Source organism: Hydrogenophaga sp. (assembly GCF_011390835.1).
Taxonomy (GTDB): Bacteria; Pseudomonadota; Gammaproteobacteria; order Burkholderiales; family Burkholderiaceae_C; genus Hydrogenophaga.
This window is the reverse complement of sequence record NZ_JAABRQ010000005.1, coordinates 15,939-36,609: the sequence shown is the minus strand read 5'-3', so window position 1 is coordinate 36,609 and position 20,671 is coordinate 15,939. Positions and strand designations below refer to the sequence as shown.

General features: G+C 66.2%; 19 protein-coding genes. 16 read left to right on the top strand and 3 right to left on the bottom strand.

Annotated features, from left to right (window positions below):
* Positions 1-45 precede the first annotated feature (45 nt).
* The 16 genes from mbhE to GPT34_RS04820 all read left to right on the top strand — a co-directional run bounded on the left by mbhE (position 46) and on the right by GPT34_RS04820 (position 18,082).
* Positions 46-2,346, top strand: coding sequence for a hydrogen gas-evolving membrane-bound hydrogenase subunit E (mbhE, locus tag GPT34_RS04895; RefSeq protein WP_291010132.1), 2,301 nt, complete (start codon positions 46-48; stop codon positions 2,344-2,346).
* Positions 2,346-2,789, top strand: coding sequence for an MnhB domain-containing protein (locus tag GPT34_RS04890; RefSeq protein ID WP_291010131.1), 444 nt, complete (start codon positions 2,346-2,348; stop codon positions 2,787-2,789). Before mbhE ends, GPT34_RS04890 begins: the two co-directional genes overlap by 1 nt.
* A complete protein-coding gene (locus tag GPT34_RS04885) occupies positions 2,786-3,214 on the top strand; it encodes an NADH-quinone oxidoreductase subunit K (protein ID WP_291010130.1) in 429 nt (142 codons plus the stop codon). Before GPT34_RS04890 ends, GPT34_RS04885 begins: the two co-directional genes overlap by 4 nt.
* Before the next feature lie 8 nt (positions 3,215-3,222).
* The gene (locus GPT34_RS04880) at positions 3,223-4,677 is read left to right on the top strand and encodes a proton-conducting transporter membrane subunit (protein WP_291010129.1); all 1,455 of its coding nucleotides are present in this window, start codon (positions 3,223-3,225) and stop codon (positions 4,675-4,677) included.
* Between the two features lie 2 nt (positions 4,678-4,679).
* On the top strand, positions 4,680-5,030 hold the full coding sequence (locus tag GPT34_RS04875) for a Na+/H+ antiporter subunit E (RefSeq protein WP_291010128.1): 351 nt from the start codon (positions 4,680-4,682) through the stop codon (positions 5,028-5,030).
* Entirely contained in the window at positions 5,027-5,314 is a 288-nt protein-coding gene (locus GPT34_RS04870) for a monovalent cation/H+ antiporter complex subunit F (RefSeq protein WP_291010127.1), read from the top strand. The genes GPT34_RS04875 and GPT34_RS04870 overlap by 4 nt, the downstream gene beginning before the upstream one ends.
* Complete coding sequence (gene mnhG, locus GPT34_RS04865; protein WP_291010126.1) at positions 5,311-5,643, top strand: monovalent cation/H(+) antiporter subunit G; 333 nt, start codon at positions 5,311-5,313, stop codon at positions 5,641-5,643. The genes GPT34_RS04870 and mnhG overlap by 4 nt, the downstream gene beginning before the upstream one ends.
* A gap of 160 nt (positions 5,644-5,803) precedes the next feature.
* Positions 5,804-8,674: a monovalent cation/H+ antiporter subunit A gene (locus GPT34_RS04860; protein ID WP_291010125.1), complete on the top strand. Its 2,871-nt coding sequence runs from the start codon at positions 5,804-5,806 to the stop codon at positions 8,672-8,674.
* On the top strand, positions 8,674-9,066 hold the full coding sequence (locus tag GPT34_RS04855; RefSeq protein WP_363356371.1) for a Na+/H+ antiporter subunit C: 393 nt from the start codon (positions 8,674-8,676) through the stop codon (positions 9,064-9,066). The genes GPT34_RS04860 and GPT34_RS04855 overlap by 1 nt, the downstream gene beginning before the upstream one ends.
* The gene (locus GPT34_RS04850) at positions 9,066-10,727 is read left to right on the top strand and encodes a monovalent cation/H+ antiporter subunit D (protein WP_291010124.1); all 1,662 of its coding nucleotides are present in this window, start codon (positions 9,066-9,068) and stop codon (positions 10,725-10,727) included. Before GPT34_RS04855 ends, GPT34_RS04850 begins: the two co-directional genes overlap by 1 nt.
* Positions 10,724-11,284 carry a Na+/H+ antiporter subunit E gene (locus GPT34_RS04845; protein WP_291010123.1) on the top strand — a complete coding sequence of 187 codons (561 nt, stop codon included), beginning with the start codon at positions 10,724-10,726 and terminating at the stop codon, positions 11,282-11,284. The genes GPT34_RS04850 and GPT34_RS04845 overlap by 4 nt, the downstream gene beginning before the upstream one ends.
* Before the next feature lie 11 nt (positions 11,285-11,295).
* Positions 11,296-11,571 carry a K+/H+ antiporter subunit F gene (locus GPT34_RS04840; protein WP_291010122.1) on the top strand — a complete coding sequence of 92 codons (276 nt, stop codon included), beginning with the start codon at positions 11,296-11,298 and terminating at the stop codon, positions 11,569-11,571.
* Positions 11,572-11,583: 12 nt separating this feature from the next.
* The gene (locus tag GPT34_RS04835; protein WP_291010121.1) at positions 11,584-11,928 is read left to right on the top strand and encodes a Na+/H+ antiporter subunit G; all 345 of its coding nucleotides are present in this window, start codon (positions 11,584-11,586) and stop codon (positions 11,926-11,928) included.
* Between the two features lie 234 nt (positions 11,929-12,162).
* On the top strand, positions 12,163-13,392 hold the full coding sequence (locus GPT34_RS04830) for an efflux RND transporter periplasmic adaptor subunit (RefSeq protein ID WP_291010120.1): 1,230 nt from the start codon (positions 12,163-12,165) through the stop codon (positions 13,390-13,392).
* Between the two features lie 12 nt (positions 13,393-13,404).
* Positions 13,405-16,557, top strand: a complete 3,153-nt coding sequence (locus GPT34_RS04825; protein ID WP_291010119.1) for an efflux RND transporter permease subunit — start codon at positions 13,405-13,407, stop codon at positions 16,555-16,557.
* Positions 16,558-16,699: 142 nt separating this feature from the next.
* Positions 16,700-18,082, top strand: coding sequence for an efflux transporter outer membrane subunit (locus GPT34_RS04820; RefSeq protein WP_291010118.1), 1,383 nt, complete (start codon positions 16,700-16,702; stop codon positions 18,080-18,082).
* Between the two features lie 146 nt (positions 18,083-18,228).
* Here the strand turns inward: GPT34_RS04820 and GPT34_RS04815 are convergent, their stop codons facing one another.
* The 3 genes from GPT34_RS04815 to efp form a co-directional block, all read right to left on the bottom strand.
* On the bottom strand, positions 18,229-19,113 hold the full coding sequence (locus GPT34_RS04815; RefSeq protein ID WP_291010117.1) for a TIGR00730 family Rossman fold protein: 885 nt from the start codon (positions 19,111-19,113) through the stop codon (positions 18,229-18,231).
* Between the two features lie 40 nt (positions 19,114-19,153).
* A complete protein-coding gene (locus tag GPT34_RS04810) occupies positions 19,154-20,032 on the bottom strand; it encodes an AEC family transporter (protein WP_291010116.1) in 879 nt (292 codons plus the stop codon).
* Positions 20,033-20,108: 76 nt separating this feature from the next.
* Positions 20,109-20,663 carry an elongation factor P gene (gene efp / locus GPT34_RS04805; protein WP_291010115.1) on the bottom strand — a complete coding sequence of 185 codons (555 nt, stop codon included), beginning with the start codon at positions 20,661-20,663 and terminating at the stop codon, positions 20,109-20,111.
* Positions 20,664-20,671 lie beyond the last annotated feature (8 nt).

Below are 20,671 nucleotides of genomic sequence, written 5' to 3'. Positions count from 1 at the left end.
TTCACCCTGAGGCCATTGGCCAGGCTTTCATCCACCCATCATTTCATGGCTCAAGCCCTTTCACTCGATGCATCCGCGACCAGCCTTGGCTGGCCGGGCCGCTCCGCATTCATCGCGGTGCCGGTGACGGCGTTGTTCGGGCTGATCTGGCTGCTGTGGCGTTTTGATCTGCCACTGCAGTGGAGCATGGCCTGGGTGCCGGCGCTGGGCGTGGAGTTTTCGTTTTATGTCGATGGCCTGTCAGCGCTCATGTTGCTCATGATCACCGGCGTGGGCAGCGCGGTGTTCGTGTACGCCGGTGGCTACTTGGCCGGTCATCCCCAGCAACACCGGCTCTACATCCTGCTGTCCCTGTTCATGGTGGCCATGATCGGCTGCGTCACGGCCGACAACCTGATCGTGCTGTTCCTGTTCTGGGAAATGACCAGCCTGACCTCGTTCATGCTGGTGGGCTTCAACCACGAGCAACCCGACAGCCGCAAGTCGGCCCAGCAGGCTTTGCTGGTCACAGGCACCGGCGGTCTTGTGTTGTTGGCGGGTTTCATCGTGCTGGGTCAGGCCATGGGCAGCTGGTCGATGAGCGAGATCGTCCTGCGCCTGCCCGAGATGGAGCAGACGCCTCAGCTCACCACCGCGTTGGTGCTGATCCTGGTCGGGGCCTTCACCAAGAGTGCGCAGTTCCCGTTCCATTTCTGGCTGCCCAACGCCATGTCGGCGCCGACACCGGTGTCGGCTTACCTGCATTCAGCCACCATGGTCAAGCTCGGCGTGTTCCTGCTCGCGCGGCTGGACCCGGGGTTTGGCGAATGGGCGCTGTGGGAGTGGGCGCTCAAAGGCGCGGGTTCGATCACCGCGGCCTGGGGCATGGCGCTGGCGCTGCGCGAGCGCGACCTCAAGCGCATCCTGGCCTGGTCGACCGTGGCCACGCTGGGCACGCTGGTGATGCTGGTCGGCCTGCGCGGCGAGGGCGCCACGGTGGCGGTGGGGGCCTTGTTGCTGGCACACGCTCTGTACAAGGCGCCTCTGTTTTTTGTGGCCGGCAACGTGGATCATGGCACCGGCACCCGCGTGATCGACAAGCTCGGCAGCCTGCGTCACGCCATGCCGTGGACGGCGGCGGTCGCCTTGCTGGCGGGCGCATCGATGGCGGGCATGCCGCTGTCGTTTGGTTACATTGCCAAAGACCTGATCCTGGAGGCCAAGGCCTCGGGCGATGTGTTTGCTTTTGCCACGGCCGCCTACACCGTGTTCGGTGCAATCGCGGTGGCAGTGGCCGGTGTGGCGGCGATCCGCATTTTCTGGCGACCGCGCAGCGAAAACCTACCGCCGCCCGATGCCCACGAAGGTGGGCCCTCGCTGGTGGGTCCACCTCTGGCGCTGGCCCTGATCGGCATGGCTTTGGGGGTGTTCCCTTTTCTGATTCAGGGCCTGATCTCAGACGCCTCACTTGCCATGACCCCCGACACCCAGGTGGCCGCGCTCAGCCTGGCTCTGGATCTGGGCCCGGCCTTGAGTTCGCTGGCCGTCACGCTGGCGATCGGCGGCCTGATCTACGTTTTCTGGGACCCGCTGCATCGGCTCTTCGAGCGCCTGTCTGCGCTCACCGGCCACTTCGGCATGATCTCGGTCTACGAGCGCTCGCTCAAAGGCATTCCGCAACTGGCGGCCGGCGCCACACGCTGGATTCAGGGCGGCAGTCTGCCGAGCTACACGCTGCTGACCGTGAGCAGCCTCTCGCTGGCCTTGCTGACTTTGCTGCTGGCGGGCTGGGGGCAGTGGGTCTGGCCTGCTTGGGAAGCGCCGTCGGTGGGCTTCGTGGGCGCGTGTCTGTTGATCATGGCCGGCGCCGTGCTGGCCTGTGGCGTTCGCAACCGGTTGGTCCTGTTGCTGGCCACCGGCCTGGTGGGCTTTGGCTGCGGCGTGCTGTTCCTTTTCACCGGCGCGCCCGATGTGGCCTACACCCAGTTCGTGGTGGAGACGGTGTTTGTGATCGTGGTGGCGTCGGTGCTGATCCGGCTCAAACGCCAGGGTCGCGGCAACAGCCTGCCCGAGCCGTCGCTGCGCCCGCTGGCGCTGGCGGTGGCGCTTCTCGCCGGCACGGTGCTCACTGCCTTGCTGTTGCTGGCCACGGCCGGCGCCTTCGACACCAGCCTGACCGATTTTTTTGCCACCCGCAGCGTGCCCGAGGCGTTTGGCCGCAACGTGGTCAACGTGATCCTGGTGGATTTCCGCGCGCTCGATACCTTGGGTGAGATCACCGTAGTGATGCTGTCCTTCCTGGCGGCCTGGCCGCTGCTGCAGGCCCTGCGCACCCGGCGCACCTCGACACCGAAAGGCGGGGTGTGATGCGCGATCGCCTGGTCATTCTGGAGGTAGTGGCGCGGCCGCTGTACTGGATCATCCTGGCCGCTTCGGTCTGGGTGCTGTTCACCGGCCACAACGAGCCAGGTGGCGGGTTCATCGGCGGGCTGGTGGCAGTGAGCGCGACCGTGTTGTGGGCGGTGGCGCATGGCTCGCAAGCGGCCGAGCGGCGCCTGCCGCTGGGCGACTCGGTCCGGCTGGCGGCCGTGGGCGTGGCGTTGGCGGCGGTGTCCGGTGTGCACGCTTTTTGGGACGGTCAAGACTTTCTCACCCACGCCTGGGGCAGCCTGCCGCTGGGCTTCACCTCGCTCAAGGTCTCGACCGTGATGATCTTTGATCTGGGCGTCTACCTTTGCGTCTGGGGCGGTCTGGCGGGTTATTCGCTGGGTTTGCTGGGTCTGGATGAACGGAAGGATGGCGGCGCGTGATCTGGTTGCTGGCCCTGACTGTGTTTGTCTGCATCACCGCAGGCGTGTACCTGGCGCTGTCGCGCGACGTGTTCCGTTGCGTGCTCGGCCTGGGCGTGCTGGGCGCGGCGGCCAATCTGGTGCTGTTTGCCGCGGGCCGTCTTGGCTCGGCGCGGCCGGCCATCGTGCCGCTGGGCGAGCAGGTGCTGGGTGAAGCGGGCAATGCGCTGCCGCAGGCGTTGGTGCTGACCGCGATCGTGATCGGCTTTGCGCTGATCTGCTTTGCGCTGGTGCTGGTGTTGCGGTTGATCCAGGTGGCCGACACTGACGACGCCGAGCAGCTGCGCCACGCCGAGCCGCGCCCCGACGATCCTGTGAAACCCCCTTACACCCCCGCGGCGCTTGAGCCGGTGCACCCGTCGATAGCGCGGGGAGAGCGCACATGAGCGGGGCGATGAACGCGCTCGTGATCTCGCCGGTGCTGGTGCCGCTGACCACCGCGGTGTTGGCCACGCTGGCGCGCGAACGCGCTGGCCTGCAGCGCACCATCAGCTACGCCGGTGTGCTGCTGTTCCTGGGCTGCGCAATCTGGCTGGTGCAGATCGCTGCCACGGGTGCGGTGCCGAGCGCGGCCTTTGGTGGCTGGGCGGCGCCATACGGCATCGAGTTCCGCATCGACCGCACCGGCGCCTCGCTGGTGCTGATCACCGCCCTCATGGGCTTGGCCAGCCTGCTGTTTCTGGCCAGCGATGCCGACACCGGCGAGCACCACGGCCTGTTGCTGCCGTTGTTGCACGGCCTGCTGGCCGGAGTCGGGGGTGCGTTTGTCACCGCCGATTTGTTCAACCTATACGTCTGGTTCGAGGTGATGCTGATCTGCGCAGTGGGCCTGTTTGCCATCGGTGGGCGGCTGGATCAGCTCGACGGCAGCTTCAAATACCTGGTGCTGAATCTGGTTGGCACGCTGTTGCTGCTGATGGCGGTCGGCATGGTGTACGCCGTCACTGGCCACCTGAATTTCGGCGCGCTGGCCGAGGCCGCACCCGGCATGCCGGGCGCCTTGTCGGTGCTGGTGCTGGGCACGTTGCTGCTGGCCTTTCTGGTCAAGGCGGGCGCTTTCCCGCTGTTTGCTTGGCTGCCCGCCTCGTACCACACGCTCCCTGCGCCGGTGCTGGCGCTGTTTGCCGGCCTGCTGACCAAGGTCGGGGTCTACGCGGTGCTGCGCACGGCGGGAGATGTGTTTTCGCCAGCGCCGGCGGTGCTGATGGAGGCCCTGGGCTGGATCGCGGCGGCCACCATGCTGTTTGGCGTGTTCGGCGCCGCTTACCACTGGGACATGCGGCGTATCCTCGCTTTCCACATCATCAGTCAGATCGGTTACATCCTGCTGGGCATCGCGCTGGCCAGCGAGGCCGGTAACGCGGCCACGCTATTTTACACCCTGCACCACATCGTGGTGAAAGCCAACCTGTTCCTGATTGCCGCGCTCATCTGGCGCTACACCGGCAGCTACGACCTGCGGCGCATCGGCGGTCTGTACGCGGCCAAGCCGCTGCTGGCGCTGCTTTTCCTGGTGCCTGCGCTTTCGCTGGTGGGCATTCCGCCTCTCTCGGGTTTCTGGGCCAAGCTGATGATCCTGCAGGAGGCCATTGGCCAGGGCCGCATCGTGTGGACAGCGGTGGCGCTGGCGGTCAGCGTGCTTACGCTGTATTCGATGATGAAAATCTGGATGGAAGCGTTCTGGAAGCCGCATCCCGATGCCAGCTGGACGCTGCCGACCCATGCCCGCGTGGCACCCGCCTGGATCGCCACGCTGGGTCTGGCGGCGGTGACACTGGCGATCAGCCTCAACCCGCAGGCCCTGGTGGCCTACGCGCAGGCGGCTGCCGCCACCTTGGGAGGGCAGTGAACATGCTGGGCAAACTCGGAGCGCTGTTCGTGCTTCTGTTGCGTTTCCTGAAAGCGGTGGTGCTCTCGGGCCTGCAGACGGTGCAGGTGATCCTGGCGACTGCGCCCGGTGGCGCGCCGGCGCGCACTGGCACCTTTGTGCGGGTGCGGTTTGCGCCGATGAGTGCCACAGGTGCAGCCATCCTCGGTTGCATGGTGTCGCTGACGCCGGGCACGACCACGCTGGACATCGACATGGACCACCACGAGCTGCTGCTGCACGTGCTGGATGAGACCGCGGTGCAGGAGATGCTCGACGGCATTCGCACCGACTTCGAGCCGGGACTGGTGGCGGTGTTTGGAGAGCCCGAATGATCGCCTGGGCAACAACCGCGCTGGTGGTTGCATCGCTGCTGGCGCTGGCGCTGGCCAGCGTGCGCATCGTGGTCGGCCCCACCCACGCCGACCGCATTGTGGCGCTCGACATCTTTCTGGCCGCCGGGGTGGCACTGGCGGTGGCGGCCTCGCTGCTGACCGCGCGCACCGTGTTTCTTGATGTGGCGATCGGTCTGGCGCTGGTGGGCTTTGTCGGCACCATCGGCTGGGCTCGCCTGGTGCAGAAGGCCGATCCCGACGATGCGCAGGAGGACCGCCCATGACTGTCCTGGCCACGGTGCTGATCCTCGCCGCTGCGGTGTTGCTGCTGATCGCCGCTTGGGGGGTCATCAAGCTGCCCGATGCGCTGGCGCGCCAGCACGCAGCGACCAAGGCGGGCACGCTCGCGCTGGCGTTGTTGTGTGTGGGCGCCATGCTTGTCATGCCCGAGTGGGAGTGGGTGCGCCGACTGCTGCTGATCGTTGTGTTCCTGCTGGTCACCTTGCCGGTGGCCTCGCACCTGCTGGCGCGCGCGGCGGTGCGCGAGTCGGTGGCGCACCAGCGCGGCATCGACGAGGCGCCCGTGCTCAGCACCCGCCATCCGCCGCCCTGAGCGACGGCGCACCTTCCGACTGGGCGCAGCAAGTTGTGCGCCAGGCGCTCGTTTAACATCCAGACTTCCGCGAGCAGACCCTGTCTGCTGTTGATCCCGCTGATTTAGACCGCGGCCCCTGCATGGGGGCCGACTGGCTCACCCCGAAAGTTCGAAAAACGTGCTGTTGTTGATCGTTCTGCTTCCCCTGCTGGTGGGCACCCTGAGCACCATGTGGCTCGGCAACCGTTCCCGGCTGGGTTCGGCGGTTTTGGCCTTCGCGATCACCTCGGCCAGTCTGGCGCTGCTGGTGGGGCAGGGTGCTGCGGTGATGGCCGGCGAAACGGTGATGAACAGCTGGCCCTGGGTGCCCTCACTGGGCCTGAACCTGGGCTTCCGGCTCGACGGCCTGTCGATGATGTTTGCTGGACTGATCCTGTTCATCGGCCTGCTCATCATCGTTTACGCGCACTTCTACCTGAGCGCAAAAGACTCCGCGGCCAAGTTCTACAGCCTGATGATGCTGTTCATGTCGGCCATGCTGGGCGTGGTGCTGTCGGACAACCTGCTGCTGCTGGTGGTGTTCTGGGAGCTGACCAGCCTGTCGTCATTCCTGTTGATTGGTTTCTGGAACCACCGCCCGGACGCGCGCGCCGGCTCTCGCCAAGCGCTGGCCGTCACTGGCGGCGGCGGCCTGGCCATGCTCGGGGGTTTTGTGTTGCTGGGCCAGATTGCCGGCACCTACGAGCTCAGCGCCATGGCGGCCAACGCGGCGGCCATCCAGGCCGATCCCATGTTCCTGCCGGCGCTTTTGCTCATTCTGGTGGGCGCGTTCACCAAGAGCGCGCAGTTCCCTTTCCACTTCTGGTTACCCGACGCCATGGCGGCGCCCACGCCGGTGTCGGCCTACCTGCACTCGGCCACCATGGTCAAGGCAGGCATCTTCCTGCTCATGCGCATGTACCCGGTGCTGGCGGGCTCGGGTTACTTTGAGGTGATCGTGACCACCGTTGGCCTGATTACGGTGGTGTTCGCGGCATTCGTGGCGATCTTCAAGCACGATCTCAAAGGCCTGCTCGCGTATTCCACCGTGAGCCACCTGGGCCTGATCGTGTTCCTGATCGGCCTCGGTTCGCCGCTGGCTGGTGTCGCGGCGGTGTTCCATGTGCTCAACCACGCCACCTTCAAGTGTTCGCTGTTCATGATCGCCGGCATTGTGGACCACGAAACCCACTCGCGCGACATGCGCCAGCTCGGTGGCCTCTACAAACTCATGCCGTGGACCGCCACGTTGTCGATGGTGGCGGCCGCCTCAATGGCTGGTGTGCCGTTGACCAACGGCTTTTTGTCCAAGGAAATGTTTTTCACCGAGGCGGTGGTGGGCACGGCTGGCGTCTGGGCCTGGTTGGTGCCTGCGTTCGTGACGCTGGCCGGTGTGTTCAGCGTGGCCTACTCGGTGCGCTTCGTGCACGACACCTATTTCAATGGCCCGATCGGCGACGTCCCCAATCCGCACCCGCACGAGCCGCCGCTGGGCATGAAACTGCCCGCAATCTTGCTGGTCGTGATGTGCATCGTGGTGGGCCTGCTGCCCGCGATCACCTTCGGCCCGCTGGTCCACGTGGCCGCCACGGCGCTGGCTGGACAAGCCCTGCCCGAGTACCACCTGGCGCTGTGGCATGGCTTCAACCTGCCGCTGCTCATGAGCGCGATCGCGCTGGCGGTGGGCGTGTCGCTTTACCTCTGGCTGGCGCGTGCGCGTTGGTTGCACCGCATCAGCAGCGAGGCGTGGTTTGGTCGCTTCACGGGCCGTTCAGTCTTTGAAGGCGCCAGCGACGCGCTGTTTTCCCTTTCCGGGCGTCTGTCGATCCGCTTGGAGAACGGATCGTTGCAGCGCTACCTGGCCTGGCTGGTGGGCGCAGCGGTGGTGGTAGGCGCTGCACCGCTGCTCAGCGGCGGCGGCATAGGCGCAGGTTCACGCGAGCTGTTGCCCGCCAACGCGCTGGCGGTGGCGATCTGGCTGCTGCTGGGTGCGACCTGCCTGGCGATCGTGCTCACCCACCACCGGCGTTTCCAGTCGGTGGTGCTGCTGGGTGTGGTGGGTCTGGCCGTGTCGCTCACCTTTGTGAGCCTGTCGGCGCCGGACCTGGCCTTGACCCAGCTGTCCGTGGAGCTGGTGTCGACCGTGCTACTGCTCATGGGCCTGGCGCTGTTGCCTTCGCAGTCACCGCGCGAGTCGACTGCTGGTCGCCGCACGCGCGATGCGGTGCTGGCGCTGGCCGGGGGTGCGGGTGTGGCTTGGCTGGCCTGGGTGCTGCTCACGCGAGGTCACGAGTCCATCGCCTGGTTCTTCCTGGAAAATTCGTTGCCGCTGGGTGGCGGCAGCAACGTGGTCAACGTGATCCTGGTGGACTTCCGCGGCTACGACACCTACGGCGAAATCACGGTGCTGGGCATTGCGGCCATCGGTGTGCTGGCGCTGATGGAAGGCATGACGGCACGCCGGCCGCTGGCCGATCCGGGCGGGCGGCGCTGGACCTTTGTGGATCAGCCGCTGCTGCTGCGGGTGGCGGCGTCGGTGGTGTTGCCCGTGGCGCTGGTGTTCAGCATCTACATCTTCATGCGCGGTCACAACATGCCTGGCGGCGGCTTTATCGCTGGCCTCATTACCTCGGTGGCGCTGGTGCTGCAGCTCATGTCGCTGGGGCAGGCGCGCGCCGAAGCGGTGCTGCGGGCCCATGGTGGACGGCGTTTTGTGCGCTGGATAGGCACCGGCCTGGGCATTGCCGGGCTCACGGGCGCAGGTGCGTTCCTTTTTGGCAAACCCTTCCTCACCAGTGCGCATGGCCACCCGCAGGTGGGATGGCTGGGTGAGTTGCCGCTGGCCAGCGCTGCGCTGTTTGACCTCGGTGTGTATTTCACGGTGGTGGGCGCGACCCTGCTGACGATCTCGGTGCTGGGAACTGCCAGTCGCGAGGGCATTCCGAGCCGGGACGCCGGGCCGGTGCACGACAGCGGGCCTGGCACCAATACGCTGGGAGCACGCCCATGATGCTGAGCATGGAATTTCTGCTGGCCTCGGGCATTGGCCTGGTGACCGCTGCCGGCATCTACCTGCTGCTGCGCGGGCGCACCTTTCCGGTGGTGATCGGCCTGTCCCTGATCGGCTACGCGGTCAATGTGTTCATCTTCGTGATGGGCCGCCTGTGGTTCGATGCCAACCCCATCCTGGGTTCGGGCGACCAGCTGGCCGACCCGCTGCCGCAGGCGCTGGTGCTGACCGCGATCGTGATCGGCTTTGCCACCACCGGCTTCGTCATCGAGCTCGCCCTGCGCAGCCACCATGAGAGCGGTAACGACCACGTCGATGGCCACGAGCCTCACCCAACAGGCGCTCGGAGCCTGGCTGAGACCACGACCGGATCGAAGAAGGGGGCCAGCTGATGTTCGACACCATCGCTTCCTTCTGGCTGCAGCACGCACCGGTGCTCTCGGTGCTGTTGCCAGCCTTCTCTGCCTGCGTCTTGCTGCTGCTGGGCGACACTTCGAGCCTCACCACAGTGGGCCACGCCGAAGGCCGTGTGCGCTGGCGCCGTCGCTTGAGCCTCGGTTCGGCGCTGCTGGGGCTTTGGATGGCAATCCGGCTGGTGAGGCTGGCCGATGGCGGCGCGCTCACCGTCTACCCGCTGGGCGACTGGCCAGCGCCGTTTGGCATCGTCATGGTAGTGGACCGGCTCTCGGCGCTGATGGTGCTGCTGACCTACGCGGTGGCTGTGCCCGCGCTTTACTACGCCACAGGCGGCTGGGACAACCGCGGGCGCTATTTCCACGCGCTGTTCCAGTTCCAGCTCATGGGGCTGTGCGGCGCCTTCCTGACCGGTGATCTGTTCAACCTGTTCGTGTTCTTCGAGGTGCTGCTGATCGCCTCGTATGTGCTGCTGCTCCATGGGCTGGGTCGCGAGCGGTTCCGGGTCGGAGTGCACTACGTGGTCATCAACCTGACTGCGTCGGCCCTTTTCCTGATCGGGCTGGCCCTGATCTATTCGGTGTCTGGCACGCTCAATATGGCCGACTTGGCCCATCGTGTGCCTCTGATCACTGGCGACATGGCCTTGCTGGCGCGTTCGGCGGCGCTGATCCTGCTGCTGGTGTTCGGGGTGAAGGCCGCGCTGGTGCCGCTGTACTTCTGGCTGCCGTCGACCTACGCAGCGGCCAGTGCGCCAGTGGCTGCGCTGTTTGCCATCATGACCAAGGTGGGGGTGTACAGCATCATCCGGGTGCACTGGGGCATCTTTGGCGCCAGCGGTGGCGAGGCCTCGCTTGCGGTGGTCGACTGGCTGCTGCCGCTGGCGCTGACCACCAGCGTGCTCGGCGTGCTCGGCGCGCTGGCGTCCCACAGCATGGGTCGTCTGATCGCCTATCTCACCGTGTCCTCGGTGGGCACCATCCTGGCCGCGGTCGGGCTGTTCACCACCGCCAGCCTGTCAGCTGCGCTGTACTACACGCTGCACAGCACGATCGTGATCGCTGCGCTGTTCCTGCTGGTCGAACTCATGGCTGCGCAGCGTGGCGAGTTTGGCGACCGGCTGCAGCCGGCGATGGCGGTGCGCGAGCCGGTGCTGCTGGGCCTGATGCTGATCTTCGGCGCCGCCTCGGCCGCCGGCCTGCCGCCGCTGCCCGGTTTCCTGGGCAAGATCATGGTGCTGCAAAGCAGTGCCGGGCTGGAGGCGCAGGCCTGGGTCTGGTCGGTGGTGCTGCTGGTGGGCTTCTTCTCGCTGGTGGGTCTGGCGCGCGCCGGCGTGGTCGTGTTCTGGCACATCGAGCCCGAGGCTGGCCGCGCCGAGTTGGTGGCGGGCAGCAGCCCCAAGTTGCTGGCGGCCACGCTCTCGCTGATGGTGGTGACGGTGGGGATGGCGGTGCTGGCCTCGCCCATCAAGACATACACCGATGCCGCCGCGCTACAGCTGGCCGACCGGGCGGGTTACGCCGAGGCGGTGTTGCGCGCACAGGGTGGCGCTGACGCGAGCACCACCCGGCCGTACGACGGCGTCCCGCCCGCCGCGCACATGCCGCCCAAGCCGCCGGTGAAAGAGGAGACCCGATGATGTCCACCGACCGTGCTCCCGCCAGCACCACGCCAGGCCCAGGCCTGCTCACGCGCATCTTTCCGCACCCTGCGCTGTCGATTCAACTGGCATTGAGCTGGCTGGTGCTCTCGCACAGCCTGGCGCTTGTTCATCTGCTGTCTGCGGCCCTCATGGGCTGGCTGCTGCCCCACCTGTTGCGCGGTTTTCTGGCTGACGCCAGCGCCTTGCACTGGCCCACGGTGTTTCGCCTCACCGGCGTGGTGCTGTGGGACATCGTGCTGTCCAACATCACGGTCGCGCGCATCACCCTGGGCAGCCTGAAAGGGATCCAGCCGGCCTGGGTGCCGGTGTCGCTGCAGAGCGACCACCCGCGGGTGAACACGCTGCTGGCCAGCATCATCACCATGACCCCGGGCACCGTGTCGGCGGTGCTGTACGCCCAGCGTCGCGAGATTCTGGTGCACGCGCTCAATTGCGATGATCCGGCTGCGCTGGCGCGCGACATCCAGCTGCGCTACGAAGCACCGCTGCTGCGCATTTTTGGTAGCGAGTGTGCGCCGTCATCCACCACCTAGGAGGCACTGCCATGACTCTGCTCACCATCGCCCTAGATCTGGGCACCGCCGCCGTCACGGTGGCCGTGGCCTTGTGCGCCTGGCGACTGCTCAAGGGCCCCGAGATCAGCGACCGCGTGTTGGCGCTGGACACGCTTTACATGAACGTGGTGGCGCTGATCATCCTGCTCGACATCCGCTGGGACACCGAGCTGCTTTTTGAAGCCGCGCTGCTGGTGGCGATGATGGGCTTTGTGTCCACCGTGGCGCTGGCGCGCTACATCACACGCGGCGACGTGATCGAATAAGGAGGCACTGACATGGACAACTCTCCGCTCGAACTGGTGGCTGCGCTGATGATCGTGATCGCCGCCTTCTTTTTGCTGGTGGGCGCCATCGGTCTGGCGCGCTTTCCGGACTTTTACATGCGCCTGCACGCGCCTACCAAGGCCTCCACGCTGGGCGTGGGTGGTGTGCTGATCGCGTCCATGCTGGTCACCGCCGACCACGGCCGCCCCGGACTGGCCGAGCTGCTGATCACGCTGTTCGTGTTCGTGACAGCGCCGGTCTCGGCCAACCTGCTGGCGCAGGCGGCGCTTCACCTGCGTCACCGTTCGCTGGCCCCGGTACCCGATACCGCGGTGCCAGAGCGCCGGCCTGGCTGAGTCCGGGCCTGCTCACGCGCGGCGCGGCCGGGTGTTCAGCCGCCCCGTGAAGGCAAGTCTGTCCCGCCTTGACCCTCGCGCTGCAGCCGGACGGCGTCATCGCTACACTGCCTCTTTGCTTTTTGCGCAAGCGGTGCCACGCGCCGCCGCTACTGCGGTCGCCCTTTGAAGGCCCCGCCAGGCGAGCGCTTCGTTGCCGAGGTTTCCATGTTTGGTTCATTCCCCCTCCTGAAGATGGGTTCTGCTGCCCCCAGGCCGCCAGGCGCTCGCCTGGGCCTGTGGACTCTGCTGTTGGCGGCGGGCGTTGGTCTTGCGGCTTGTGACAAGGCCCCGAGCCCCGGAGCGGCGCCAGGTTCGCCCGGCGCGGGCGGTCCGCCGCCGGCTGAAGTTGGCGTGGTCACGGTGGCACCGGGTGATGTGGGTCTGATCACGGAGCTGCCAGGTCGCCTGGAGGCGTCGCGCGTGGCCGAGGTGCGGGCGCGGGCGGCCGGCATTCTGCAGCAGCGCGTGTTCCGCGAAGGCAGTGACGTGAAGGCAGGTCAACTCTTGTTCCGCATCGATGCTGCGCCCTACGCGGCTGCGTTGCAAAGCGCTGAAGCTTCGCTGGCGCGCGCCCAGGCCAATCGCACGCAAGCCACGGCGCTGGCCAATCGCTACAAGCCGCTGCTGGCCGAAAATGCCATTAGCCAGCAGGAATTCGCCAATGCGCTGGCCGCCCAGCAGTCGGCCGAAGCCGACGTGGCCGTGGCCCAGGCGGCGGTTCAGACCGCACGCATCAACCTGGGCTACGCCAGCGTCACCGCGCCGATTGCCGGTCGCATCGGTCGTGCGCTCGTCACCGAAGGCGCGCTGGTGGGCCAGGGCCAGGCCACCGAGCTGGCGGTGATCCAGCAGGTCAACCCGCTGTTTGTGAACTTCACCCAGTCGGCAGCCGAGGTGCTGCGGTTGCGGCGCTCGCTGGAGGCTGGCCAGCTCAAGGGGGCTGGTGCCGGCGCGGCGAGCGTGCGCGTGGTGCTGGAAGATGGCAGCGAATACGGCCGCTCCGGCAAGTTGCTGTTCTCGGACCTCACGGTCGATCCCGCCACCAGCCAGATCACGCTGCGCGCCGAGGTGCCCAATCCGGACGGCGCGCTGCTGCCCGGGCTTTATGTGCGGGTGCGGCTGGAGCAGGCCACTGCGCGCGATGCCATCACCCTGCCGCAGCAGGCGGTGACGCGCTCGGCACAGGGCGACACGGTGATGGTGGTGGACGCAGAGGGCAAGGTCGCGCCACGACCTGTCAAAGTGGGTGGTCAGCAAAACGGACAGTGGGTGGTGCTCGACGGCCTGAAGGCCGGCGAGCAGGTCATGGTCGACGGTTTCCAGAAGCTGCGCGGTGGTGCGCCGGTGAAGCCGGTGCCCTGGGTTCCGCCCGGCTCGCGCGAGGCCGCCAAGCCCGCAGCACCCAAGACCGAAGCCAAGTAAGGGCCGCACAGCATGGCCCAGTTTTTCATCAACCGACCCATCTTCGCGTGGGTGATCGCGCTGTTCGTGATGGTGCTCGGCGTGGTCTCCATCACCCAGTTGCCGGTGTCGCAATACCCGCCGGTGGCGCCGCCGTCCATCGTGGTCTCGGCCGCCTACCCGGGCGCGTCGGCCTCAACGCTGGAAGACAGCGTGTTGTCGGTGATCGAGCAGGAAATGAACGGCTCGCCGGGCCTGATCTACATGGAAGCGGTGGCCCAGGCCAACGGCACCGGTAACCTCACACTGAGCTTCGAGCCCGGCACCGATCCCGATCTGGCGCAGGTGGATGTGCAGAACCGGCTGGCGCGGGCTACGCCCCGCCTGCCGCAGGCGGTGATCCAGCAGGGTGTGCGGGTCGACAAGTCACGTGGCAACTTCCTGATGTTTGTCATGTTGTCGTCCACCGACGGCCGGCTGGAGCCGGTGGCGCTGGGTGACTACGCTTCGCGCAGCATCGTGCCCGAGTTGCAGCGTGTGCCCGGCGTGGGCCAGGTGCAGCTGTTTGGCACCGAGCGCGCCATGCGGATCTGGGTCGATCCGGCCAAGCTGATCGGCTTCAACCTGAGTTCGGCCGACGTGACCGCGGCCATCCGCGCACAGAACGCTCAGGTATCGGCTGGCGAAATTGGTGCATTGCCCAACGTGGCTGGCCAGGGCATCGCAGCCACGGTCATCGTCAACGGCCAGCTCTCCACCGTCGAGCAATTTGGCAATGTGGTGCTGCGCGCCCGCGCCGACGGAGGTACGGTGCGCCTGAAAGATGTGGCGCGCATCGAGCTGGGCGCCCAAGCCTATGCGACCTCGGCGCGGCTCAATGGCCAGCCCGCCACCGGTATCGGCATCCAGCTCTCGCCCAGCGGCAACGCACTGGCCACCGCCAAGGCCGTGCGCGACAAAATGGCCGAGCTGGAGCGCTTCTTTCCTCAGGGTGTGGGCTACGCGGTGCCTTTCGACAGCTCGCGCTTCATCAGCATCTCCATCCAGCAGGTGGCGATTACCTTGCTCGAAGCGGTGGGCCTGGTGTTTCTTGTGATGTTCCTGTTCCTGCAGAACATACGCTACACCTTCATTCCGACCATCGTGGTGCCGATCGCGTTGCTGGGCACCTTCGCGACGTTGCTGGCCATGGGTTTCTCCATCAACGTGCTCACCATGTTCGGCATGGTGCTGGTGATCGGCATCGTGGTGGACGACGCGATCGTGGTGGTGGAGAACGTCGAGCGCATCATGAGCGAGGAAGGCCTCTCGCCGCTGGAGGCAACGAAAAAGGCGATGAGCCAGATCTCCAGCGCCATCATCGGCATGACGCTGGTGCTGATCGCGGTGTTCGTGCCGCTGGCCTTTTTCAGTGGATCGATCGGCAACATCTACCGCCAGTTCGCTGCGGTGATGGGCGTGTCCATCACCTTCTCCGCGTTTTTTGCACTGTCGCTCACGCCAGCGCTGTGTGCCACCCTGCTCAAGCCGGTGCAGGCGGGACACCACCTTGAGAAGAAAGGCTTCTTCGGCTGGTTCAACCGCGGCTTCAAGCGCACCGCCGGTGGCTACGAACGCGGTGTGGCTGCGCTGCTGCCGCGCGCAGGGCGCACCATGGTTGTGTACCTCGCCATCGTCGGTGCGGCGGTGCTGGTCTACAACCGACTGCCGACCTCGTTCCTGCCCAATGAGGACCAGGGCAACCTGCTGATCAACGTACAGCTGCCGCCGGGAGCCACGCAAGAACGCACGCGCGCCGTGATGGAGCAGGTGGAAGACTTCATGCTGAAGCAGCCTGAGGTGCAAAGCATGGTGGGTGTGCTGGGTTTCAGTTTTTCGGGGCAGGGTCAGAACGCGGCGCTGGTGTTCGTCACGCTGAAAGACTGGGCCGAGCGCACCGCGCCAGGCAGTTCGGCCGAAGCGGTGGCCGGTCGGGCTTTTGGTGCGTTGTCGCGCATCCGCGATGCCTTCATCCTGCCGCTGAGCCCGCCACCCATCCGTGAACTCGGTAACTCCTCGGGTTTCAGCTTCCGGCTGCAGGACCGCGCCGGTCTAGGGCGAGACGCCCTGCTGGCCGCGCGTGGCCAGCTGCTTGGCATGGCGTCGCAGAGCAAGATCATCACCGGCGTGCGGCCCGACGGTCTGGAGGATGCACCGCAACTGCAGGTGGACATTGATCGCGACCGCGCCAGTGCGCTGGGGGTCGGTTTTGATGCCATCAACAGTGCCGTGGCGACCGCACTCGGGTCGAGCTACGTCAACGACTTTCCCAACAACGGCCGCCTGCAGCGCGTGGTCGTGCAGGCCGACGCGGCCTCGCGCATGCAACCCGACGACTTGCTGCGACTGAACGTGCTCAACAACCAGGGTCAAGCAGTGCCGCTGTCGGCCTTTGCCAGCACCCGCTGGGCCAACGGCGCGATGCAGACGGTGCGCTACAACGGGTATCCGGCGATGCGCCTGAGCGGCAGCGCTGCCCCGGGCTACAGCACGGGCGACGCATTGGCCGAGATGGAGAAGTTCGCGTCGCAGCTGCCACGCGGCTTCGGTTTTGAGTGGTCGGGCCAGTCGCGCGAAGAAAAACTGGCTGGCTCGCAGGCCATGGTGCTCTACGCGTTTGCCATCCTGGCGGTGTTCCTGTGTCTCGCCGCCCTGTACGAAAGCTGGACCGTGCCGCTGGCGGTGGTGCTGGTTGTGCCGCTGGGGGTGCTGGGCGTGTTGCTCGCCACGCTGCTGCGCTCCTATTCCAACGATGTGTACTTCCAGGTGGGACTGGTCACCATCATCGGCCTGTCGGCCAAGAACGCCATTCTGATTATCGAATTTGCGAAAGACCTGCAGGCGCAGGGCAAGACCGCGATCGAGGCGGCGCTGGCCGCCGCGCATCTGCGCTTTCGCCCGATCATCATGACGTCGATGGCGTTCACCCTGGGCGTGCTGCCGCTGGCCATCGCCACCGGCGCGGGCTCAGCCAGCCAGCGGGCGATCGGCACCGGCGTGATGGGCGGCATGGTCACCGGCACCGTGTTCGCCGTCATCTTCGTGCCCGTGTTTTTTGTGGTGGTGCGAACGCTCTTCAAGGGCAGCGAGCGCCAGCAGCGGCGCGATGCTGAGGCGGCTGCACAGCATGGGGTCACGCATGACTAACCCCCCTGCGTCGCTTTGCGCCTTCCCCCCCAAAGGCGGGCCATGCCAGCAGCCCGGCGAGGCCGGTTCTTCGGCATGCGCTGGTGGGCATACCTTCACTCGTGTCGCAGCGCCCTGCGCTAAGCAAGTTGGAATTCAGGACATGACTTTCCGCCGAAACCTGATCCCTGTCACCCTGAGCCTGTTGAGCTTGGCGCTCGCTGGCTGCTCTTTCATCCCGACCTACGAGCCGCCACCCTTGCCGGTGGCCGCGAGCTTCCCTGAACAAGGCGCGATCCAGGCGGCGGAGGACATTCGCTGGCAGGACTTCGTGACCGATGCGCGGCTGCGCGAGCTGATCACGCTGGCGCTGACCAACAACCGCGATCTGCGGGTGGCCACGCTCAACATCGAGCAGGTGCGCGCGCAGTACCAGATCCGGCGTGCCGACCAGCTGCCAACGCTCAACCTGGCGGCCAGTGGCAGCCGCCAGCCCAATGCGAGTGGCGGCACCAACACCAGCTACAGCGTGGGCTTGGCCATGAGCAGCTGGGAACTGGACTTCTTCGGGCGTGTCGCCAGCCTGAAGGAGGCCGCCCTGGCCCAGTACCTGGCCAGCGAAGAGGCGCGCCGCGCCGCGCAGACCAGCCTGGTCGCCGCGGTGGCCAGCACCTGGCTCAGTCTGCAGGCCAATGATGACCTGCTGGCGCTGACCCAGCGCACCCTCGCTACCCGCAACGACTCTCTGCGCCTGACCCGTCTGCGTTTCGACAACGGCGCTTCCTCGGCACTTGACCTGCGCCAGGCCGAATCGCTGACCGCCGCGGCCGAATCGGCGCTGGCTCAGCAGCAGCGCCAACGCGCGCTGGACCGCAATGCGCTGACCCTGCTCGTGGGGCAGTCGGTGCCAGACGTCCTCTTGTTGAACCCGGGGAGCGCGGGCCAAGCCCCGCTCATGGCGACCGTGCCCGCCGGCCTGCCTTCGGACCTGCTCAACCGCCGCGCCGACATCCGCCAGGCCGAGCAGCAACTCATCGCCGCCAATGCCAACATCGGTGCGGCGCGCGCCGCGTTTTTCCCCCGCATTTCGCTCACCGCCGGACTGGGCACAGTGAGCAACGAGCTGGCCGACCTGTTTAAGAGCGGTTCCTGGGGCTTGAGTATGGCGCCGCAGGCGGTGCTACCCATCTTTGACGCCGGGCGCAATCAAGCCAATCTGGACGCAGCGAAGGCCGCGCGCGAGATTGCCGTGGCGCAGTACGAAAAGGCCATCCAGACCGCGTTTCGCGAAGTCGCCGATGCGCTGGCGGGTCGCGCCACGCTGGGCGAGCAGGTGAGGGCGCAACAGGCGCAGGCGACCGCGGAAGCCGATCGTTTTCGGCTGGCCGAGCTGCGCTACCGCAATGGCGTGGCCAGTTTCCTCGACGTGCTGGACGCCCAGCGCTCGCTGTTTGGTACGCAGCAGAGTCTGGCGCTCAGCCAGCTGGCGTTGCAGCAGAATCAGGTCGCCTTGTACAAGGCGCTGGGTGGCGGCTGGGCGGAGTAGAGCTGCCCGCGCCCCGCCGCTGCGGGGAGCGCTGCCTCCCGGAGGGGGCTGTTTCACCTTGGGGCGGCCCAACGGCGAAACCGTGTTCTCTTGCCAGCTGCATCCAGCGGGTGCGACTTGCGGCTCCGCAGCCGCCGCTGTTTAGCCTACACCGCTGGCAGGTTGTAGAAGCGCACGATGCAGTCCCAGGCGGCCTGCGGATCGTCGACGTACTGGAACAGCTGCAGGTCGTCGGCCGAGATGGTGCCTTCCTCGACCAGCAGGTCTAGGTTGATCAGGCGCTTCCAGTAGTCGCTGCCGAACAGCACGATGGGCACCGGCTTGGCCTTTTTGCATTGCACTAGGGTTATGACCTCAAACAGCTCATCCAGCGTGCCAAAACCGCCGGGAAAAGCCACCAGTGCCTTGGCCCGCATCATGAAGTGCATCTTTCGCAGCGCGAAGTAGTGGAACTTGAAGCACAGCTCGGGTGAGATGAAGCGGTTGCCTTCCTGTTCGTGGGGCAAGGCGATGTTGAGGCCGACGTTCAGGGCGCCTTCGTCGTGTGCGCCGCGGTTGGCCGCCTCCATGATGCCCGGGCCACCCCCGGTGCAGATGTAGAGCTGATCGTCCTTGGGGCAACGCTGGCTGTAGCGCGCCACGGTGCTGGCAAAGCTGCGGGCTTGGTCGTAGTAGGGGGCGTTGCGCACCAGCGCCTGCGCGCGTGCGATGGCCGCTGCGTCTCCGTCGGCTTCGGCCTGTGCCAGCAGGGCCTGGGCCTCGCTGGTTTCCTTGAATCGTGCGCTGCCAAACACCACCACGGTGTTTTCAATACCCAGGTCTTGCTGCGCCAGATCGGGCTTGAGCATCTCCAGCTGAAAGCGGATGCCCCGCGTCTCGCGGCGCAGCAGGAACTCCGGGTCGGCAAAGGCCAGGCGGTAGGCGTCGGCTTCCAGCGCGTTGCCGTTGGTGGCATGAGCTTGAAGCTCGGCCCAGGCGTCGGCCAGGCGCCGCTCGGTGATGTCTTCGCTCAGGTGTTCGGTGCTTTGCACAGAGTTCTCCAATAGGATGAGGGTCGGTCGCGGGGCCACCTCAAAGGCCGATGGCCAGTGCCAGCGGCACGAATAGCACCGCCATCGCGTTGCCCAGCATGATCATGGCACCCACCTTGTCCGGCTCCTGCTGGTAACGCTCGGCCAGCATGAACTGGATTACGGCCGGCGGCAGCGCGGCAAACAGCAGCAGCTGACCGCGCGCTGCGCCTTCCAGGCCCAACGCCCAAGCCAGAGGGATGCCGATGGCTAGGCCGATCAGCGGGCGCGCCAGCGCACCCAGGAAACCCAGCGCCAGACCCTGGCGCGTGAGTGCGGTCAGGCGCACACCCAGCGCAAACAGCATCATGGGCAGCAGCGCGTCGCCCAGCAACTTCATGCCCGAGAGCAATACGTCGGGCGGACGCAGCTCGGTCATGGCGCTGCCAAAGCCGAGCAGGGTGGCGATCATCAGCGGGCTGGTGAGCAGATCGCGCGAACGCGCGGCCGCGCTGGTGATGCGCGCGCCGAGCGAAAAATGCAGCAGGTTGCTGATCGAGAACAGGGCCACCGCGGCGCCGAAATGTTCGCTGCCGAATGCCAGCAAGGCCAGCGGCAGGCCCATGTTGCCGCAGTTGTTGAACATCACCACCGGCACGAGGGTGCGCGGCTGGGCGCCAAATGCGCGCGCCAGCGGCCAGGCCAGCAGCCCGCTGCCCAGGATGAGGATGGCGCCGCCGACCAGCAGCGCGACGTGATCGCCCAGGCGGAAGTCCTTGGCCGCCAGCGCCGAATACACCAGCAAGGGCGCCAGCACATCGAGTGCGATGCGGTTGAATGCGGACAGGTCGGGCGCACGGCGGCGTGCGTAGCCATAGCCGATCGCTACGATCAGGAAGACCGGGATGATGACGTCGGCGATGCGGGCAATGAGTTCCATGGCAGCAGGTTCGGATTTCGAATGCAAGAAGGCTCCCGCAGGAGCCTTCTGGTCAGATCAGCTGAGGCCAGCAGATTCAGACACGCTTGCGGTACTCACCGGTGCGGGTGTCGATTTCGATCTTGTCGTCCTGGGCCACAAACAGCGGCACCGACACTTCAAACCCGGTGGCGATCTTGGCCGGCTTGAGCACCTTGCCCGAGGTGTCGCCCTTGACAGCGGGTTCGGTCCAGGTGATCACGCGCTCCACGCTGGTGGGTAGTTCGACCGAGATGGCCTTGCCCTCGTAGAACACCACTTCGACGGTCATGCCGTCTTCCAGGTAGTTCAGCGCATCACCCATGTTCTCGGCTTCGACTTCATACTGGTTGAAGTCGCTGTCCATGCATACGTACATCGGGTCGGCGAAGTAGGAGTAGGTGCACTCCTTCTTGTCCAGAATGATCTGGTCCATCTTGTCGTCGGCCCGGCAGACCACTTCGGTGGCCATATTGTTGAGCAAGGCCTTGAGCTTGAGCCGCACGGTGGCCGCACCGCGGCCGCCACGGGCGTATTCGGTCTTGAGGACGATCATCGGGTCTTTGCCGTGCATGATGACATTGCCGGCGCGCAATTCCTGGGCGATTTTCATAGGGGTTC

Excerpts from the sequence above, each read along its gene's own strand:
- mbhE (WP_291010132.1), top strand. The coding sequence starts at position 46 with ATGGCTCAAGCCCTTTCACTCGATGCATCCGCGACCAGCCTTGGCTGG.
- GPT34_RS04890 (WP_291010131.1), top strand. The coding sequence starts at position 2,346 with ATGCGCGATCGCCTGGTCATTCTGGAGGTAGTGGCGCGGCCGCTGTAC.
- GPT34_RS04880 (WP_291010129.1), top strand. The coding sequence starts at position 3,223 with ATGAACGCGCTCGTGATCTCGCCGGTGCTGGTGCCGCTGACCACCGCG.
- GPT34_RS04875 (WP_291010128.1), top strand. The coding sequence starts at position 4,680 with ATGCTGGGCAAACTCGGAGCGCTGTTCGTGCTTCTGTTGCGTTTCCTG.
- GPT34_RS04870 (WP_291010127.1), top strand. The coding sequence starts at position 5,027 with ATGATCGCCTGGGCAACAACCGCGCTGGTGGTTGCATCGCTGCTGGCG.
- mnhG (WP_291010126.1), top strand. The coding sequence starts at position 5,311 with ATGACTGTCCTGGCCACGGTGCTGATCCTCGCCGCTGCGGTGTTGCTG.
- GPT34_RS04855 (WP_363356371.1), top strand. The coding sequence starts at position 8,674 with ATGCTGAGCATGGAATTTCTGCTGGCCTCGGGCATTGGCCTGGTGACC.
- GPT34_RS04850 (WP_291010124.1), top strand. The coding sequence starts at position 9,066 with ATGTTCGACACCATCGCTTCCTTCTGGCTGCAGCACGCACCGGTGCTC.
- GPT34_RS04845 (WP_291010123.1), top strand. The coding sequence starts at position 10,724 with ATGATGTCCACCGACCGTGCTCCCGCCAGCACCACGCCAGGCCCAGGC.
- GPT34_RS04840 (WP_291010122.1), top strand. The coding sequence starts at position 11,296 with ATGACTCTGCTCACCATCGCCCTAGATCTGGGCACCGCCGCCGTCACG.
- GPT34_RS04835 (WP_291010121.1), top strand. The coding sequence starts at position 11,584 with ATGGACAACTCTCCGCTCGAACTGGTGGCTGCGCTGATGATCGTGATC.
- GPT34_RS04830 (WP_291010120.1), top strand. The coding sequence starts at position 12,163 with ATGGGTTCTGCTGCCCCCAGGCCGCCAGGCGCTCGCCTGGGCCTGTGG.
- GPT34_RS04825 (WP_291010119.1), top strand. The coding sequence starts at position 13,405 with ATGGCCCAGTTTTTCATCAACCGACCCATCTTCGCGTGGGTGATCGCG.
- GPT34_RS04820 (WP_291010118.1), top strand. The coding sequence starts at position 16,700 with ATGACTTTCCGCCGAAACCTGATCCCTGTCACCCTGAGCCTGTTGAGC.
- GPT34_RS04810 (WP_291010116.1), bottom strand. The coding sequence starts at position 20,032 with ATGGAACTCATTGCCCGCATCGCCGACGTCATCATCCCGGTCTTCCTG.
- efp (WP_291010115.1), bottom strand. The coding sequence starts at position 20,663 with ATGAAAATCGCCCAGGAATTGCGCGCCGGCAATGTCATCATGCACGGC.